A 17,621-nucleotide genomic window follows, 5' to 3' on the forward strand; every position below is an offset into this window, starting at 1 on the left:
TTGGCGGTAGAACCGCCTCGGCTGGGTGACTTCCCGGTAGTGTTTCTGTCTTATGATGAGCCTTGGGCAGACCGGAACTGGCTTGATCTGAAGGACAAGTTCAGTTGCGTTTCGCGGGTTCACGGGGTCAAGGGCCTCGATGCCTGCCACAAGGCCGCGGCCGCGGCGGTTCCGGGCGACTGGGTGGTGACGGTCGACGCGGATACGCGGGTCAGTGAAGCTCTGACCCAGGTACCGGTGCCACAGTACCTTCTGACCGGGGATTTTCGGCTGGACTGGTCGTCGCTGAATCCGGTGAACGGGCTATGGACCGGCAACGGCAGCGTGAAGCTTTGGCCGAAGGCGCTGATTCATGAGATGCGGACCCATGAGGCCGCTCCGGACGGTACGTTGTCGCTGGACCACGACATCGGCAGCGTCCGGCCCGGGAAGTCCGCCCTGATCACGATGCCCGAACGCCTTGCAGTCACGAATCCGGCAGCAACCGCCTTTCATGCTTTCCGGGCCGGACTTCGCGAGATGGTATATATGCGCAGCCTGGCGGAAATGGCCGCACGCAAGCACCTTCAGTCCCCGTCGCCGTGGGATGCCGACATCGGCAGGCTGGTGGAAAGCTGGTGTACGATCGGGCGGCATGCGCCGAATGGGCGCTGGATGCTCTACGGATCAAGGCTTGGCGTATCGATCCCCGACATATGGCCTGACTGGGACCCGCGTCTGGTGAACGATTACGACGCAGTCGCTCGCCTATGGTCGGAAAGGATCGTTCCGCAGTTTCATCGGGGGCCAATCCGAACTGGTGGCGAGCCGAGCTGGAACTGGCAGCTTCTGGAGGAAGCCCTGCGGACGCTCGCCGCAGGTATTGCCGACAAAGGCGGCCCGTTGCTGATCGAATTCGATGCCGAGAAGTCCCACCTGCTTTCCGCTGGAAACCTGCTGTCGTCTACTCGCTCTGCGAACAAGATCGACGGGCTGGGCTATCAGCTACTGAAATCATCCACATCGGCAGACGACGATGCGGTTGCGCGAGGGGTACTGGAACAGGCCGCCGCTCTGGATCATCCGGCGGCGCACAGGAACCTGGGCGTGCTGAATTTGCGCAATGCAGATGCATGGGCCAGCGTGCGACCCGCGATCTGGCATTTCCGTGTCGGAGCGGCGCTTGGGAACGCCTCGGCCAAGGATAACCTTGTCGATCTTGCCAAGGATCCGGCCCACTCGCCCGATCTGTCTCAGGTGGCCGAGGCTGTGCTTGCCGTCGATCTTCCGCAGGTGCAAACTGCAGCGGCAAAGAAGATGGGCAGCGAAATCGGTGGTCCGCTTTGCCTGGTGCTAGATCGTGGCGTATCCCTTGGCCCGAACGCAGCAAGGCATGTTCCCGACCCGGCCCTTGTCGCAGAATGCAAGGTTCTGGGCTACATGTCGACCTGTGCCGTCACCGGCCTTCCCCGACCGCGAGGCGTCCGCGTGACAACGCCGCAGCAGCTGATGACCGATCCGGGCGCCGCGCCTGCAGCCATCCTGCCGATCGTTCTTGGCCAGCTTCCACCGCCGTCCAGCGCTGCCGAGGCGTTGCGTGAGGGCTATGCGGATGCTGGCCACGGCATCCCGCTGCTCCTGGCGACCCTGGGCCGCGACGCCAACTTTGGCGAACACTGGATCATCGGCGCCCTTCTGGCCCGGACAGGCGAAGATATGTCCCCGGCGCGTCTTCGGCGGCTGGCTGGGCAGACCGGCGCGGCACTGGAAAAGGAACTTGCGGCGGCGTCAGAGGCCCTTTCGCAGCAGACAGGCACCGCAATACAAGTCTGGTCGGCCGACGAAAGCCGGGCCCTGAAGCGCATGCTGTCCCCGATCCCGTCCCGTTCGCTTTGGCATGCCGCAGCACAGGCCTTTGCTGGGCTTGGTCCGATCTCCAAGGCACGCGCGGAAGTGCTGCATGAAACTGCAAACTCGGTCTGGGGATATGCCCCTGACGAAACCTAGCGAAGCAGGTTTGCGACGTAGCCGGACGAGCGGCAGGACGTCTTGTTCGGAAATGCCGCCTCTGACATCTCGTCGAACGACACCGAACTAGTCGACCGCGCCGGCGACGCAACAGCATCATAGCGCCGCGTTACCTTGTGTCTCTCGTCGATCGCATAGCCGCTCCCGTCCGCAAGGCGCGTAAGCCGCACTTCCGACACCGAACTGACATCGCGCTCGATAAGCCCTTCGGGACTGACGAAGCCTTCGATGAACACGGCCTTCGGCGCATTGCCCGGGACGTCCGCTACGTTGCCCAACGCAACCTGCGTTATCATCCCGCAGTCGACCAGACGAGGGTCTTTCGATCCCAGCCGGACCGTGCTTTCGCCGATCAGTCTGACATCCCCCAACCCCGCCGCCTGAAGGGCCTTTGCCACCTCGGCCGGGCTAAGCGCAGTCGAGACGGTTTCCTGCCCGGTCGACTGTGGCGGACTGTAGTATAGGCCGTCAGGTCGGCCGGACCCTTCCACGCAGCCGACCAGCACCAGGACAAAGGCAAGAAGACCGGCCGGACCGCGGGTCTGAAAAAGATCGGTGCGCATCAATACGTGGCTCCTCCGCTGGGGCCGCCCGACCCCGTGGGGTTCGAGGGACCGATGTTCCGGGGGGCACCCAAGGCACCAAGCCGCGCCAGCGCAGCAATCGCCTCGTCCACGTAATCTCCTGCCGGAAAGAGGCTAAGGTACTGATAATAGCCGTCGGCCGTGTTCGAGCTTACCGCTGACTGCCAGGCCTCGACCTCGGACCGACTTGCCGCCGCCACCATGGACCCGCCAAGAAGGACTGCGAAAAATGCTCTCCAGAACAATGCAAGCTTTGAAATAGTCGCCATGGTTCCTCAACATTTTGCCAAGAGATAACCAACTGTCCACCAATTGGTAACACGCATTAGAGGATTTGAGAAGGAGTCGCCGTTACTGCGCGTGCAGCCCGAACCACCGGATGCGCCCAGCCCGGCGCCAGATCAAGAAGCTCCCGGGCCCGGTCGCCCTCCCAATCGGCACCGATGACCTGCCAGAAGGTCATGGTCAGGGACAGGCGGCGAAAGCTGTGGTCTACCGCCCCGGCAAACCCACCCGGAGTGGAAAGTGCAGTGCTGGCCGGCCAGGGCAGAAACTCGAACACGATATCCCGCGAAACGACGCACATCTGGGGAATGTCGTCCGACAGGAAAAGACAGCGAAGCTGGCGCGCCCGGCATCTGGCCAGATGCGCGACAAGACGGGCGGTAACCCGCTCTGGTTCGCCAAAGCAGATCAGCGCCCAGCTTGGGTGAACGGAACTCGCCCGGTGCGGGTCTTGACGCGTTTTGTCGCTGGCGAGGGCGACACTGCGCCGACCTGCCGCAATTGCTGCCGATATCCGTTGCAACATCCGTCGGGTAGCCTTCTATCCTATGGAATCGAAACGTATTTTGTGCCCTGATGATGATACCCCTAACATGAGATGCTGCAAGAATGCATGTAGACATCCTGATTGCCGGCGATTTCCGCTTCCCTGGGGGAACTTCCACGTCGATCGCGTCCGAGGCGCGCGCATTGGCAGCGGCGGGGTACCGCTTGGGCCTCTTGTCGCTTGCAACCGGGCCGCTTTCGAAGTGGCGGTCGATCCACCCTGAAATCCGCGCCCTTGCCGACAGCGGAACGGCCCGCTTTGTGCCGCAGGGCGAACATGTCGCCGCCGAGCTGGTGCTTTTGCATCATCCGGCAGCATTTGCCGTGCTCCCGGTCGTTCCGCCAAAAGTCACCGGCCGCATCACATTGCTGATTGCGCATCACCCGGTGGTCGATGCCGCTGGCACAGTGCAATATGACACCGACACGGTACATGCGCTTGTGACGGCCCTGTTCGGCCCGACGATCTGGGCGCCGGTCGGGCCCAAGGTCCGGCGTACTCTCGAACGATTGCCCTCCCCTCCCCCGCTCACTGCCGATGACTGGGTCAACGTCATCGACGCCAAGGAATGGACAGAGCCCCGTCAGGGTCGCCTGCCGCGCGCCCGTCCGGTAATAGGTCGTCACAGCAGGCCCGAGCCCGACAAGTGGCCCGATGACCGCGAGACGTTTCTTGCCGCCTACCCCGCCGCGCCAGACGTTTCTGTCAGGCTGCTTGGCTATTCCAACGCGCTTGACCAGGTCGTCGGGCCACGGCCCGAGAATTGGGAGGTTTACCCCTTTGGCTCCATGCCGGTCCGCGACTTTCTCCGCTCGCTGGACTACTTCTCGTATTTCCATGGAACGGCCTGGACCGAAGCTTTCGGGCGTTCCGTTCTCGAGGCGATGGCCACGGGTCTTGTCTGTCTGCTGCCGCCCGATTTCCAGGACCTGTTCGGGGATGCTGCCATCTACTGTGCGCCGACCGAGGTTCTCGGCCATGTCCGACGGCTGGAAAAAGACCCCAAGGGCCGGGCAGAGCTGTCGTCCCGCGCGATAAAGATGGTGTCGCAGCGCTATGGCCCGGCAAAGGCCGTTGCACGGGTCGCAGCGATGATCGGCGCCCCGTCAAGCCGACCGGCTTCGGCGACGGTCAACGACGGCGGCGCCGGGGCCCGCATACTTTATCTCACCTCGAACGGCATCGGCATGGGGCATCTTGCCCGCTGCCTTGCGTCTGCGCGACGGCTGTCCAGCAGTGTCGTGCCCGTGGTTGTGACAATGAGCAAAGCCTTTGCTGTCGTCCGTGACGAGGGCATCGCCGTGGACTACCTTCCCTACCACCGGGCCTTGGACATCAAGCCGGGCGTCTGGGCTGCCAAGCTTGAAGCCGAGCTGACGGAAATTCTGAACTATCATTGCCCGGACGTGTTCGTTTTCGACGGCAATGTCCCTTACGACGGCATGCTGTCCGCTTTGCGCGCCAAGCCGCAGATATGGCGGGTCTGGCAGCGTCGCCCGCTGTGGCGACCCGACGTGGGCGCGGACAATCTCACCAGAACCGACGCATTCGACGTGGTCATCGAACCGGGTGAGCTTGCCGCACCGGTCGACCGGGGATTGACGGTCCCGCTAAGTGCGTCGGCCGTCCTGGTGCCACCCATCCGGTTCCTCGACCATGACGAAGCCTTGTCCCGGCAAACCGCCCGTACCTTGCTTGGCCTTGACCCCGATCGGCCGGCGGTCCTTTTGCAGCTTGGCTCCGGGAACAACTTCGATTTGGACGCCGCCTCGCAGATGGTCTTTGATCTGGCCGCTCCGTCGGGACCGCGCCCCGACCTGCAAGTGATCTTTGCCCGCTGGCGGATTTCCGAGGCCCACCAGAAGCTGCCCGCTTACGTCCGGGTGCTGGATACCTTTCCCATCGCCCGCCATCTGGCCGCATTCGACTTTGCGGTTGCCGCTGCCGGCTACAACACGTTTCACGAAAACATCGCCGCGGCCCTTCCCACGCTCTTCGTCGCCAACGATCATCCGGAACAGGACGAACAGTGGCTGCGGGCCGAATACGCAGCACTGCGGGGGCTCGCACTTTCCGCCCGTGCAAGCGACGTGCACGCGATTCGCCGCGAGCTGGACGCTCTTTTGCTATGGTCGACCCGTGCAAGGCTGGCTGCGGCGTGTACTGCAGCCCGTCCGCAGAATGGCGCCGAAGCGACGGCCTGGTTCCTTGAAGGCCTGGCTCTGACCCGCAAAGCGAGCACCCTGCCTTTCCGACCGCTTCCGACCGAGGCCACCGGATGATCGAAACCCGTTCCACCATCACCGCGACTGCCGACGCGCAAGTGACCGTGGGGATGCCAGTCTTCAACAACGAACGCACCCTGCAACGGGCCATCGACTCGGTCCGCGCCCAGTCCTTTGGCGGCTGGCGGCTGATCATCAGCGACGACTGCTCGTCTGACGGTACAGCCAGGATCGCAGAAGCCGCCGCCGCCAAGGATGACCGGATCGGCCTTGTCCGGCAGAAAAAGCAACTGGGTTTCATGAACTTCCGCGTACCGCTCGACCAGGCCGAAACGCCTTACTTCGCCTGGCTCGCCGGCGATGACTACTGGCATCCGGACTTCCTGGCCGAGACGTCGCGCGCCCTGAACGCCGCTCCGGCAGCCTTGTCGGCATTGCCACAGGCCGCCTTTGTCGGACCTCCGGAACGGGCCGTCCCCGACCTTGGGTTCCTCAAGGGCGATGCGGCCGGGCGGGTCCGCCGCTATCTGGTAAGGCCCGGAGGCACGCGGATGTACGGCCTCATGCGGACGACCACGCTGAAAACGGCGTGCCCAACGCGCCCGTTCCACGCGTATGACTGGTATCTGATGGTGGCTCTTCTGGCGGAAGGCCCGCAGCTGTCCTTGCCGCAGACACTGCTTTTCCGCGAAGAAACCCCCTGGTGGCGCTATGCCCATTCCTTTGCAGCCGAGACCAGACCCGGCATTCGGCGAGGGTTTCCCATCCTCGACATGAGCCTGCAACTGATCCGTGACCGGCGCATTCCGATACGGGCGCTTCCGGCGCTGCTCAGGTTGAACCTGCACAAACATGAAGAAGTCGTCGCGGTGGCCGATCCCGACAAATGGCGCCGTCGACGTTGGGTCTACAAGAAGCTCGGCCTGACCATTGCGAACAGCCCGAAGCTGCAGGCCGATCTCGCCGCGCGGCTGAAGCCGATCACGGCAGGCGCAATTCCCGCAGCGCCGGTTCGGGTGGTCAAGGCTCAGGCACAAGTGACAGCCATCCTCGCATTCCGCAATGCCGGCGCGACTTTGGCCGCAGCCCTTGACCATCTCGAATCCCTAGGTTGCGCCATAATCGCCATCGATCACGGTTCCACAGACAACAGCCGGGCCATCGCCGAAGCGCGCCGCGCTGGCTGCGTGGCGAAGATCATCGACGAACGGTGGACCGGCTTCTTTGACCTGCAACGGCAGCTTGCACTCAAGCAGGAAGTCGTCGCCTCCCTGCCGCCCGGTTGGGTACTTCACGCGGATGCCGACGAATTCATCGACCCGCCCGAAGATCAAAGTCTGGCGGAATGCCTGGCTGCAGCCGATGCGGACGGCCGGATCGCCTTCGATTGCGCCGAAGATCTTTTCGTGCCGCTTTTCGAAGACGAACAGCACGACCCCGATACGTTTACCAAGACAATGACCGCCCGCGTCCGTATGCGGGAACACAATCGCAAGCAACGCCTGTTTCGCAGCGACGCCGACCTTGGCCTGTGGTGGCGAACAGCCGGCCACACCGTGACACGCGAGCCCCGCAAGATCGCCGACAAGACCCTGATGCTGCGGCACTATCCCGGCCTGTCGTTGGACCATCTGCGGTCGCAGTACTACGCCCGCGTCTTCCTGCCGGACAACTGCGCCCGGCTTTGGCACAGCAATCGCATGGCAGCGCGGTTGTTTGACATCGTCGAACCCGATCCGTCGCTTTTCACCGGTGCCGCCGGCATCGAGGTCCGAAACCTGCCGTTCTTCGCGCCCCGCCGTTCAACCGATGCGGCCCCGCTTCCGGAAAGCGCCGACCTTTATCTTCTGGGCGCCGAAACCGCGCCCGATGCCGAGGCGAAAATCCTTGCCGCCCTGCCGGGGCTTCGTATCGGCAGGGTCGGCGCCGGATCGCTCGTTCAGATGACCCGCATGCGCCCGGTGCTGAACGTCGTGACGCATCCTGCAAGGCTCCACGGCCACGGCGTCCAGCGCAGCATTGAACGGAGCCGTGCCACTGCCTGGACCCGCGACATTGCCCTGGCCAGGCAATGGGCCGCCGATCGCAACGCAGCCTATGCCGAGGTGCGGTCGGAAGATCTGGCAAAGGGGGCTGGCGCACTCAGGCCAAGGCTGATCGGGCTTTGGCACACTCCAGTTCTGCGGGGGGCGGACGGGTTCATCGGGCCGGACGCTGCCGCGATCCGGGTCCAGCCGTGGGAAGACCCCGTTCGTGCAATCACCGCGCCTTTGGCAGCCGACCTTGGCTACACTTAGGGACCAAGGCCATGGTCGAGGTGACGATCCTTCGACGCCGTGCGCCCTTTCCGCCGGGTTTAGCCTCCTTTCCGCCGCCGAGACGTCCGCATGCGGGACCCCATGACTCGACATTGGCGGCAAGTACCGAAACCGATGCTTGGAAATGGGGCATCATGGTCTAAGCTGCCAGAGCGCTGGCCTTGCGGGAACATTTCTTCATGAATTGCAATGCGCCTTTGATCAACCGGCGAATCCTGCGGCTTCACGCAGAGAACGCGGCCTTTGTCGCGTCGCAGCTCAGGCTTGGACAGGATGGCCCGAACTTCCGCCTGATCGAACTCTTCGACCTCGAATGCCGCTTAGGGGGCCATCTCGATGCCCTGGTGATCGGGCGGGACGTGGGGCTTGAGCTCGCGCTCGAAAACCTGGCCATCGCAGCCGAGTTCGGCGAGGTCTTCACGGCCTTCCATCTGTGCCTCCATGCCCGACCCGATATCAAGCTTGCAAAGCTCGCCCCGCCGGATGTGCTGCTCTGGGATCAGGTCGCCGCGCTGGGGTTTGCGGCTGCGTGGTGTACACCCGAAACCCTGGCCGAACGCATGCGCGACTGGATCGGCGGCAACGACCCCATGGCCACATGGATTGCGCTTGACGTCTGCGGTTCGCGCCGCGTCGACCCGAAGGGTCATCTGCAGCCGCTTTTGTCCCACCGGGACCCCAAAGTCGCCGCCCGGGCAATGCGGCTTGCAGCCGAACTCGGTCGTGCAGACCTTGCGCCAGAGCTGGCAAGATTGGCCGAGTCTGCCGGGGATGAAACCCTGCGGTTCTGGGCATCATGGTCGGCGGCCTTGCTTGGCGACCGGCGGGCGGCGCCAGGGGTCCTGTCCAAGCTCGTCACGCCGCAAACTCCACCCGCCATCGCCCGGATGACCGCAGAGCTTCTGCCTCTGGTTCTTGATGACCGATCCGCCCGCGCAGCCATTGCCCGGCTCATGTCGCAGCGCGAGACCGAACGTTGGGGCATTGTCGCGACGGGTGCCCTCGGCTCGGCCGACACGCTGGACTGGCTTTTGCGCCAGATGGCCGAGCCCACGCGTTCCCGGGTGGCAGGTGCTGCCTTCTGCCTGATGACGGGCGCCAAGCTGAGCGCGGAATCGCTGGAACTGGACACCTTCCCCGATGACCCCGACGACCCGGTCGTCGCCGCCTGCCCGCAGGAAAGCTTCATCGAGGCCAAGCTCTACTGGCCCGACCCTGAAAAGCTTGCCCGCTGGCTGGCCGCGAACCCTGCCCGTTTCGCACCCCAGACCCGCTTCCTGCTTGGCGTGGCGGCCTGGACCATCCAACCGCCGATCGAGGCGACCGCGATCTACCAGCTTGACCAGCGGGCCGTCGCCCTGGAACTTGCGACCCGCAGCCCCGACGCGCCGCTGCCGAACTGGCGCGGCAGGATCATCCCGTTGCCAAGGGGGTTCACGCGCGAGTGGTGACGACAAGGCTCCAGTATGGGACGGGAACGGCATGAGGTTGGAAAACACCACCCCATTCGCCGCCAACTTTACCCTTGCCCTCGACAAACAGGGGCACGAGCAGATCGTGCTTGTCACAAAGGGGACTTTTGCCCTCTCGGACGTCCGCGGCGCACCGACACTGATCGCCCCGATCCAGTTGCCGCTGTTCGAGGCCGACGTTTTCGGCGCCGACCCGGCCTGGGACGCGACCGTCTTCGAGACCGACTTCGCCCATTTCAAACCGCGCTGCGATGTCCTCTGCCACGCCCGCGCCCACGCGCCCCGGGGCGAACCGGCCACCACCATCGATGTCGGCATCCGGCTCGGGCAATGGGCGAAGAAGTTCACCGCCCACGGCAGCCGCATCTGGCTCAAGGGCGCCGCGGGTCACATGCCCTCGGAAAAGCGCCCCGTCGTCATCCAGGACATCGGCTATGACCACGCCTATGGCGGAGTCGATCCCGAGGCGGACGATCCCGCCATGGCCAAGACCTACGGCGAGAATCCGGTAGGCCTTGGCTACTACCCGAACTCCCTGGACCGCGAAGGCCTGCCCCTCGCCCAGACCTCGGAATTCGGGATGGACGCCGTCTCGCCGAATGGCGGCTTCCAGCCCATGGCCTTCGGCCCGATCGGCCGCAGCTGGCTGCCTCGCCGCAGCTTCGGCGGCACCTATGACGACGAATGGATCGACAACCGCGTGCCCCTCCTGCCGATGGACTTCGACGACCGCTACTTCCAGTCCACCGCCCCCGACCAGCAGATCCCCTATCCTCTGGGCGGCGAGCCCATCGAGCTTGTGAACCTCTCCCCCGAAGGCCGCCTCAGCGGCGAAATTCCCCGGCTCCAGATCATCGTCGTCTTCGAACGCAAGTCCGGCCGCATCACCCAGCGCATCGCCAATCTCGACACCGTGCTCTTCCTGCCCGAAGAGCGGCGGATGTGCCTCACCTGGCGCACCCGGATCACCGCCGAGCGCGACCTCTTCGAATTCGCCCGCGCCGTGATCAGCGAACGCCTCCTCGACGGCGCAAACCACTGGCCGGGCGGCATCCAGCGAGGTCCCGATGGCTGAAAAGGAACGCGGCATCGCCCCCGGGCTTTCGGTTGTCGGCTACGGCATCTGGTCGGCACTGGGGCCGGACGGCCCCTCGACGATCGCGGGTATCCGCGGCCAGATCATCGGCTCGGAAATCGGCAACCTCTGGGACCCGACGATCGGCGCTAACCTCTCCTGCTTCCGGGTGGCCGCTCATCAGTGGTGGGAAGGCCCCGGCTTCGTCGCCGAACTTGCCACCCCGCCCATCGAGGAATGCCTGGCCCAGATCGGCACCCTGATGCCGAAAGACCTGCGCCGCCCGGCGACCGAGATCCCGATCCTCGTCACCGTGGCCCCGAACGACCGCCCCGGCCGCCCCCCCGACCTCGAGGCCATCGTGATGCGCGACCTCACCCGCAAGCTCGGCCGCCCCCTCCCCGAAGGCTCGGGCGTCGTCGGAGGCGGCCGCTCCGGCCTGCCGCACCTTCTGGCCACCGCCGCCCGCCAGTCCGACCGCTATCCGCTGCAGATCCTGGTAGGCGCCGAAAGCCTCCTCCGCCAGGTCATCGTCGAGCACTACATCGCCAAAAGCCGCCTCCTCTGCGGCGCCAATACCTCGGGCTTCACGGTGGGCGAGGCCGGAGCCGCGATCCTCGTCGCCCGCACCGGCACGATCGACGGGCCCGAGCTTGCCCTCACCGGCATGGGCACCGGCGTCGAGCCCGGCCGCGACGGCGGCTCACGCGAACAGGCGGTGACTGGCGAAGGCCTGACCCGCGCCATCCGTTCCGCACTGGCCGTGACGGGGATTCCGTTCTATGATTTCCCCGCATTGATTGGTGATCTGAACGGCGAGCATTTCAAGTTCAAGGAGCAGATGATGGCATTGATGCGCCTGGACCGAGTACCCCCCGAAGGCCGCTCCCGCCGTCCGCGCGGCTATACCGAGCACTGGAACCTGATCGAGTATGCAGGCGAGATCGGCGCCGCCCTGATGCCCACCCAGCTTGCCTGGGCCTTCGAGATGGGCCGCGCCGGGCTCCTCCCCCAGAACCGCGCCTTGTGTTTTGCAGGCGAAGACGACGGCCGCCGCGTCTGCGTGACCGCCGAGATGCGGGGGACAGGATGAGCGTCTTCGCCAACGGACTGGAGGTCTCGGGCAAGGCGACCCCCAACAAGACAATCGCCGCAATGCCTGATGTGTGCTTGTCGCCGCCCCCGCCCCCGGCTGGGCCGCTGCCGATTCCGTATCCGAACTTCGGGATGGCATCGGACACCACCGATGGCTGCACCAGCGTCTTCGTCAAGGGCAAGGAGGCGGGGAAGAAGAATGGCTCCAAGTATTCCAAGATCACCGGAGACGAGCCAGCAACGAACAGTTTCGGCGCCGGAGTGGTCAGTCACAAGATAACTGGTCACCTTGAATTTGCGGCCTATTCCTTCGATGTCATCTTGGAGGGCGGCGGTGCGGAGCGGTTTACCGACCTTACAACAACGAACCATTCGAACCCGACCAACGGGGGGCTAAGCATCAGTGTGGCAGCCCTGGACGTCGCGTTGATCAACGTGGACGATCCCTGTGAAGCGCTGAAGGCGGCCAACAACGCAGACTTCAAGGCAGTCGAGGCCTTTGCAAATGACCCGAAGACCGACATTACCGACAAACAACGTGCGGCGCTGAAACGGTTCAACGGCAGCGGTACTATCTCACATGCATTAGTCACCGGAGCTGGTCCAGCAAGCGTTGTCGGCGGCACTTCGAGCGGCCTTGTACGGCGTTTTAGCGATGGATTGGCCGGGCCGGCTGATTCGACAGACGATGACCTGATCGACGGCGATGATGGCAAGAAAAAAATTCCGTCAGCGATCTGTGCCGGAGAGGAACCCTACGAACATCCGCGTGGCGGCTTTCACGCTCATTCAGAGCCTTGCATCCTTGACTCGATCGGCCCGATAACGCCCCGGGCAAAGATGATCATGGCTATCGAATGGCATCAAGCCGGCAATCCCAAGCCGCGTGACGATGCCTGCACGAACTGCCAGAAGGTTCTGGCCCATGCCTGCAAGTGCATGGACATCGAATTGTGCAACGGCAATGGCACTGGAACCCGCAGTGCCTGTCCGCCGAAACCGGAGGCCTCACCCGTATGACCCTGGACTCAATCCGCTTTCTACCCGAGCTCATTCCGCTAACGGATGCCGAAAAGATGGTGTGGCGGGGACCCACTGAACACATCGGGCCCGTCGCGGACTTCACGCCGTTGCAGAAGGAGCTGAGCTACACGACATCGTGCGGGCTCTACCTTCTTTACATCGGCTGCACCGGATTGATGTCGCGGCGCATGGTGCAGGTGATGAACATTAATCTGAACAACGCTCTGAGCGAGCAAATCTTCTGTTACCAATTTGATTGGCGTTACCCCAAGCCCTTCGGCATAACCCTTGCTGATATCGAAGAGAACCCAGACAGGGTCCTTGCGCTGCGGCGGACAGTTCCTTTCTTCTTCTTCGAAGCAATTCGGCGCAGCAACGGCTTCTTCTTGTCTACTTCTCCAGTCGCTGACATTGCCTTTGTGGTCAACTTGACTCGGCACGTCTGTGGGAAGGAGAACGCCATAACGGTGGACGGCTGGATCAAAGGCTTCATCGACCGGCTCGGCGAGATCGCTCCGAACCCGAACCCGACGGCACCGGTCCTGCAAGAGTTTCCGACCCGCGCCGATTGGGAGCGCGAAGCGTTGCGTAATCATGGTACTCCCCTGCCACTGGGTGTTCTTGACCTCCGACAGAGTCTTGCCGGAGCAGACCTTGCTACACTTGCGGCTGAGGATATGCGCAAGGTCGTACCAGCAGACAATCCACTGCTTCAGCCACCCGAGGCACTGGTCGCACAGGGGCTTGCCGAACCGTACTCTGGTCTGCCCTATCAGGTTGGACAGTGAGCCATGCCAATCGTTCCAGATGGCGCACTTGGTCCGCCGCATGCGATCGACTTTGCCTGGGACGAGCCAAACTACCTGAGCCACTTCTATTTTCTTCCAGCTGACACACATGACCGCCTGCTGAGCCTGACAAAGAATGCGAACTTCGCGCTCGCGATAGGTTCGGCCGAGTGGATTCGCGCCCGATTCGCGCCGTTTGATGCGGACCGCCAGATGCGCGACTATCTGGCGGCGGCCTGGGCAGACATGGCACCAGGCTGGCGCTGCGCGTATTTTTTTCCTCCTGACGACGACTGGCGTGGTCCAGTACGCGGTCCGATGGTCGCGGCAATGACGATCCTGAACGATGCTATGTCGGGACGCGGCGACAACCCGGAGCAGGCGGACCGAGCGGTGTGGATGCATAACCTTGCGATGCATGTCGTCAAGCCATCTGTACCTTATACTGCTTGGTGGGAGGCTATGGTGGCCCGACTAGAGCAAACACACAGTTGGACAGTCGAAGGGCCGCCGGTCGTCGACATCTTCGCAGACCGATTTCCGCAAGGCGACTCAGTGTCCCCGGAAGCTCTGATGCAGGACGTAGTGTACGACCCGGCCCAAGCGCTACGGCAACTGGAACGCTTCGTCGAAAGGGAACGCCGCGACGGCAATCCGTTTGTGCTGGACGAAACCGAGATGGGTTGAGCCAGTTTGCTTGCCATTCCCGCACCCGCCCCATACGCCGATTGGCCCGTCAGACCCAATGACGATCCCATCTGCGGATCGCCACCCATCCGTCCGCCGTCAGATGTATACTTGCCGTTCCACACGGCTGATCGACCCTTCGAACCCTTGCTTGTCCACCTTCCGAGGTGGGAAACGCGTGTGCTTGCGGTCGGTCCAGAAGTTAACATAAGGCTAACAGAAGACAGACAAACAACCACTTATCAATAACTTGCAAATCTGGGCACCGTGCCCATTCTCAATTCAACTGAACCGACGCCCCCTGCACCCGGTTCGGACCGTCCGACCGGCTGAGGACCTGGGTCCCCCGGATCGTCACCCTTCCGTCCGCCGTCATCGTGATCGAGGCCTTCCCGCAGCGCAGGGTCACCTCGCGGCGGGCCTCCAGGACCAGCTTCTCGCCGTCCGCCTCGACCTCCGGAGCCAAGGGCTGGATCAGCCCCAGGATCAGCGGCTCGCCCTCCATCATGACCACCGCCGCGTCCCGGCCAATGGAGGAGGGACCGACGGGCACCAGCGACCGGGCAAAGAGGCTGTCGGCGCCGTGGGTCATCGGAAGCATCACCCGCGCGCGGCCGTCGGGGCCGATCTCGGTGATCCGGACCTTCTGGACGCCAGTCAGGCCGGTCAGCAAGGTTCCGTCATGCATCGCGCATCCTCCTATTCAAAGGCATACTCGAACCCGGTGTCCGAGCCGGTGACCGTCACCCGGGTCAGCCCGGCGCCCTCAAGCTTGCGGTTCAGGACCTGACGGGAAAGCTCGGGCAGCAGCGTGTTCGTCAGGATCGCGTCGATCATCCGGCCACCGGATTCGATCTCGATGCAGCGCGCCTTGATCGTCTCCATCACACCCTCGCCCACGACAAGCTCTGCACCATGCCCCGCCTCCAGCCGCCGGGCGATGCCGCGGAGCTTGTGGCCAGCGATCGCTTCGATCATCGCGTCGGACAGCGGGTAGTACGGGATCGTGACCACCCGGCCCAGAAGCGCTGCCGGGAAGACCTTCAGCAGCGGCGCGCGCAAGGATGCGGTCAGCTCCTCCAGATCGGCACCCGACTTGCCGTCCTCGGTCATCGCCATGATCTCTTCCGAACCCACGTTCGAGGTCAGAAGGATCAGCGTGTTCTTGAAGTCGATCCTCCGCCCCTCGCTGTCGTCCATCATCCCCTTGTCGAAGACCTGGAAGAAGATCTCGTGCACGTCCGGATGGGCCTTTTCCACCTCGTCCAGCAGGATCACCGAATAGGGCCGCCGTCGCACCGCTTCGGTCAGGATGCCGCCCTTGCCGTAGCCGACATAGCCGGGCGGCGCGCCTTTCAGGGTCGAGACCGTATGCGCCTCCTGGAACTCGCTCATGTTGATCGAGATGAGGTTCTGCTCGCCACCATAAAGCGTCTCGGCCAGGGCCAGCGCGGTTTCGGTCTTGCCGACGCCGGAGGGCCCGCACAGCATGAAGACGCCGATGGGCTTTTCCGGCGCGCCAAGGCCGGCGTAAGAGGTCTGGATGCGGTTGGCGATCATGCCCATCGCGTGGTCCTGGCCCACGACCCGCCCGGACAGCGTACCCGCCAGCTGCAAGGCGCGTTCGGTCTGGCTGGCGAGCATCCGGCCCATCGGGATGCCGGTCCAGTCCTGGACGATGGCACCCACGGCCAGCCGGTCCACGGCCGGAAGGATCAGCGGCCGTTCGCCCTGCGCCTCGGCCAGGCTGGCCATCCGGGCGCGCAGCGTGGTCAGCATCTCTGCCCGCGCCTCGGGCGTCAGGGCCTCGGGCTCGGCGGTTTCTTCCGACCCCTCGGGCGGTGTGTCGCCCGTAGCGCCGGTATCGTCGACTGGCGAGCCCGCCCCGCGCAGGGTGGCGCGCAGGGAAAGCACCTCCTCGACCAGGGCTTTCTCGGCGTCCCAGCGGGCGGTTGCGGCCTCAAGCTCCTCGGAGGCCTTCGTCAGGGCGGTCTCCACCTCGGCCTTGCGCTCGGTCACCTCGATGCCGATTGCCTCCTCGCGGTCGATGATCCCCTGTTCGACCTCCAATGACGAAAGGCGGCGTTCGATATCCTCGACCTCGGCCGGGGTGGCGTGCTGCGACACGGCCACGCGGGCGCAGGCGGTATCAAGAAGGCTGATCGCCTTGTCCGGCAACTGGCGCGAGGGGATATAGCGGTGCGACAGCGCCACCGCCGCTTCGATCGCCTCGTCCAGAATCTCGACCTTGTGGTGCTTTTCCAGAACCCCCGCCACACCGCGCAGCATCCGCACGGCGGCTTCTTCCGACGGCTCCTCGACCTTCACCACCTGGAAGCGGCGGGTCAGAGCGGGGTCCTTCTCGATGTGTTCCTTGTATTCGGACCACGTGGTCGCCGCGACAGTGCGAAGCTCGCCCCGGGCAAGCGCCGGCTTCAGCAGGTTCGCGGCATCCCCGGTCCCCGCAGCACCCCCGGCGCCGATCAAGGTATGGGCCTCGTCAATGAAAAGGATGATCGGCTTTTCCGACGACTGGACCTCGTCGATAACCTGCTTCAGGCGTTTCTCGAATTCGCCCTTCACCGACGCCCCGGCCTGCATCAGGCCCACGTCCAGCATGTGAAGCTCCACCGCCTTCAACTGTGGCGGCACATCGCCCCGCGCCAGACGCAAGGCAAAGCCTTCGACCACCGCGGTCTTTCCGACCCCGGCCTCACCCGTCAGGATCGGGTTGTTCTGCCGCCGCCGCATCAGGATGTCGATGATCTGGCGGATTTCCGGGTCGCGACCGATCACGGGGTCTATCTTCCCCGCGCGGGCCCGTTCCGTCAGGTTTGTCGCGTATTGGTCAAGCGCAGTCTTGCCTCCCGGCGCCTGCTTGGCTTTGGTCGCCGCTTCGGGTTCGGCCTTTGCGCCTTCAACCGACTCGGCCAGAAGGTCCCCCAGTTGGGTCGCCATCGCCGAGGGGTCGATCTTGTCGAACTCAAGGCTGATCTTGAAGAGCAGCCCCTCCAGCACCGGGACCTTCAGCGCGCCCAGCAGGATGTAGGCAGATCGCACGACATCGTCGCCGAATTCGAGACTGCCGAAGGTCCAGCCATCCTGGATTGCCCGGAAGATGTGGTCGGAAAACTCTTCGACCGACCCGGCCCCGTGCGGCAGGGCGTCGACGGCGCGGGTAATGTCGACGGCCATCCGCGAGGCGTCGACCCCGGCCGAAGCGCACAGGATCTCGAAGTCCGACCGCGCCGAATGGTGCAGCGCTTCGATGAAGTGGACCAGCTCGACATACGGGTTGCCACGCGCCTTGGCCGCCTGCGCCGCCGCTGAAAACGCCTTCAGGCAAAGGGGGTTGAGCTTCCCGACAAGCTCTTTGCGCTTGATCGTCTCGGTACTGCCACGAGGGGCCATAATCCTTGCCCTTTACCGGTTTTGAATATGCTTGCTCATCAGAACGGAAAGACGCAGGCTCGTTCCGCAAGGGCAATCTAACTTGGAATTCTGATCAAGGCGAA

At 64.0% G+C, this 17,621-nt stretch carries 14 protein-coding genes; 9 read left to right on the top strand and 5 right to left on the bottom strand.

Annotated elements, in window-relative coordinates; genetic code table 11:
• The gene (locus ACRCSW_RS14135; protein ID WP_438706052.1) at window positions 1–1,986 is read left to right on the top strand and encodes a hypothetical protein; all 1,986 of its coding nucleotides are present in this window, start codon (window positions 1–3) and stop codon (window positions 1,984–1,986) included.
• Here ACRCSW_RS14135 and ACRCSW_RS14140 read toward each other — a convergent pair.
• From ACRCSW_RS14140 to ACRCSW_RS14150, 3 genes are read right to left on the bottom strand one after another with little or no spacing between them, the layout of a single operon-like run.
• Window positions 1,983–2,570, bottom strand: a complete 588-nt coding sequence (locus tag ACRCSW_RS14140) for a hypothetical protein (protein WP_438706053.1) — start codon at window positions 2,568–2,570, stop codon at window positions 1,983–1,985. The two genes, ACRCSW_RS14135 and ACRCSW_RS14140, sit on opposite strands and share 4 nt — an antisense overlap.
• Window positions 2,570–2,860, bottom strand: coding sequence for a hypothetical protein (locus ACRCSW_RS14145; RefSeq protein ID WP_438706055.1), 291 nt, complete (start codon window positions 2,858–2,860; stop codon window positions 2,570–2,572). Before ACRCSW_RS14145 ends, ACRCSW_RS14140 begins: the two co-directional genes overlap by 1 nt.
• A 56-nt stretch (window positions 2,861–2,916) precedes the next feature.
• Window positions 2,917–3,402, bottom strand: a complete 486-nt coding sequence (locus ACRCSW_RS14150; protein WP_438706057.1) for a hypothetical protein — start codon at window positions 3,400–3,402, stop codon at window positions 2,917–2,919.
• An 83-nt stretch (window positions 3,403–3,485) separates the two neighbouring features.
• Here ACRCSW_RS14150 and ACRCSW_RS14155 point away from each other — a divergent pair, with 83 nt between their 5' ends.
• The 8 genes from ACRCSW_RS14155 (at window position 3,486) to ACRCSW_RS14190 (ending at window position 14,106) form a co-directional block, all read left to right on the top strand.
• Window positions 3,486–5,705: a hypothetical protein gene (locus ACRCSW_RS14155; protein ID WP_438706059.1), complete on the top strand. Its 2,220-nt coding sequence runs from the start codon at window positions 3,486–3,488 to the stop codon at window positions 5,703–5,705.
• The gene (locus ACRCSW_RS14160; protein WP_438706061.1) at window positions 5,702–7,945 is read left to right on the top strand and encodes a glycosyltransferase; all 2,244 of its coding nucleotides are present in this window, start codon (window positions 5,702–5,704) and stop codon (window positions 7,943–7,945) included. Before ACRCSW_RS14155 ends, ACRCSW_RS14160 begins: the two co-directional genes overlap by 4 nt.
• A gap of 200 nt (window positions 7,946–8,145) precedes the next feature.
• The gene (locus ACRCSW_RS14165; RefSeq protein ID WP_438706063.1) at window positions 8,146–9,417 is read left to right on the top strand and encodes a hypothetical protein; all 1,272 of its coding nucleotides are present in this window, start codon (window positions 8,146–8,148) and stop codon (window positions 9,415–9,417) included.
• A gap of 31 nt (window positions 9,418–9,448) precedes the next feature.
• The gene (locus ACRCSW_RS14170; RefSeq protein ID WP_438706065.1) at window positions 9,449–10,513 is read left to right on the top strand and encodes a DUF2169 family type VI secretion system accessory protein; all 1,065 of its coding nucleotides are present in this window, start codon (window positions 9,449–9,451) and stop codon (window positions 10,511–10,513) included.
• Window positions 10,506–11,606: a 3-oxoacyl-ACP synthase gene (locus ACRCSW_RS14175; protein ID WP_438706067.1), complete on the top strand. Its 1,101-nt coding sequence runs from the start codon at window positions 10,506–10,508 to the stop codon at window positions 11,604–11,606. Before ACRCSW_RS14170 ends, ACRCSW_RS14175 begins: the two co-directional genes overlap by 8 nt.
• Complete coding sequence (locus ACRCSW_RS14180; protein ID WP_438706069.1) at window positions 11,603–12,628, top strand: DUF4150 domain-containing protein; 1,026 nt, start codon at window positions 11,603–11,605, stop codon at window positions 12,626–12,628. The genes ACRCSW_RS14175 and ACRCSW_RS14180 overlap by 4 nt, the downstream gene beginning before the upstream one ends.
• Window positions 12,625–13,419, top strand: coding sequence for a hypothetical protein (locus ACRCSW_RS14185; protein ID WP_438706071.1), 795 nt, complete (start codon window positions 12,625–12,627; stop codon window positions 13,417–13,419). Before ACRCSW_RS14180 ends, ACRCSW_RS14185 begins: the two co-directional genes overlap by 4 nt.
• 3 nt (window positions 13,420–13,422) lie before the next feature.
• A complete protein-coding gene (locus ACRCSW_RS14190; protein WP_438706072.1) occupies window positions 13,423–14,106 on the top strand; it encodes a hypothetical protein in 684 nt (227 codons plus the stop codon).
• 277 nt (window positions 14,107–14,383) lie between these two features.
• Here ACRCSW_RS14190 and ACRCSW_RS14195 read toward each other — a convergent pair whose 3' ends face one another.
• Window positions 14,384–14,794, bottom strand: a complete 411-nt coding sequence (locus tag ACRCSW_RS14195; RefSeq protein ID WP_438706073.1) for a DUF6484 domain-containing protein — start codon at window positions 14,792–14,794, stop codon at window positions 14,384–14,386.
• Window positions 14,795–14,805: 11 nt separating this feature from the next.
• Window positions 14,806–17,517 carry a type VI secretion system ATPase TssH gene (gene tssH, locus ACRCSW_RS14200; protein ID WP_438706075.1) on the bottom strand — a complete coding sequence of 904 codons (2,712 nt, stop codon included), beginning with the start codon at window positions 17,515–17,517 and terminating at the stop codon, window positions 14,806–14,808.
• Window positions 17,518–17,621: the final 104 nt, after the last annotated feature.

Origin of the sequence: Tabrizicola sp. (assembly GCF_051645465.1) — a bacterium.
Taxonomy (GTDB): Bacteria; Pseudomonadota; Alphaproteobacteria; order Rhodobacterales; family Rhodobacteraceae; genus Tabrizicola.

Coding starts and splice junctions, on each gene's coding strand:
- ACRCSW_RS14140 (WP_438706053.1), bottom strand. CDS start 2,570: ATGCGCACCGATCTTTTTCAGACCCGCGGTCCGGCCGGTCTTCTTGCC.
- ACRCSW_RS14145 (WP_438706055.1), bottom strand. CDS start 2,860: ATGGCGACTATTTCAAAGCTTGCATTGTTCTGGAGAGCATTTTTCGCA.
- ACRCSW_RS14150 (WP_438706057.1), bottom strand. CDS start 3,402: ATGTTGCAACGGATATCGGCAGCAATTGCGGCAGGTCGGCGCAGTGTC.
- ACRCSW_RS14155 (WP_438706059.1), top strand. CDS start 3,486: ATGCATGTAGACATCCTGATTGCCGGCGATTTCCGCTTCCCTGGGGGA.
- ACRCSW_RS14160 (WP_438706061.1), top strand. CDS start 5,702: ATGATCGAAACCCGTTCCACCATCACCGCGACTGCCGACGCGCAAGTG.
- ACRCSW_RS14165 (WP_438706063.1), top strand. CDS start 8,146: ATGAATTGCAATGCGCCTTTGATCAACCGGCGAATCCTGCGGCTTCAC.
- ACRCSW_RS14170 (WP_438706065.1), top strand. CDS start 9,449: ATGAGGTTGGAAAACACCACCCCATTCGCCGCCAACTTTACCCTTGCC.
- ACRCSW_RS14175 (WP_438706067.1), top strand. CDS start 10,506: ATGGCTGAAAAGGAACGCGGCATCGCCCCCGGGCTTTCGGTTGTCGGC.
- ACRCSW_RS14180 (WP_438706069.1), top strand. CDS start 11,603: ATGAGCGTCTTCGCCAACGGACTGGAGGTCTCGGGCAAGGCGACCCCC.
- ACRCSW_RS14185 (WP_438706071.1), top strand. CDS start 12,625: ATGACCCTGGACTCAATCCGCTTTCTACCCGAGCTCATTCCGCTAACG.
- ACRCSW_RS14190 (WP_438706072.1), top strand. CDS start 13,423: ATGCCAATCGTTCCAGATGGCGCACTTGGTCCGCCGCATGCGATCGAC.
- ACRCSW_RS14195 (WP_438706073.1), bottom strand. CDS start 14,794: ATGCATGACGGAACCTTGCTGACCGGCCTGACTGGCGTCCAGAAGGTC.
- tssH (WP_438706075.1), bottom strand. CDS start 17,517: ATGGCCCCTCGTGGCAGTACCGAGACGATCAAGCGCAAAGAGCTTGTC.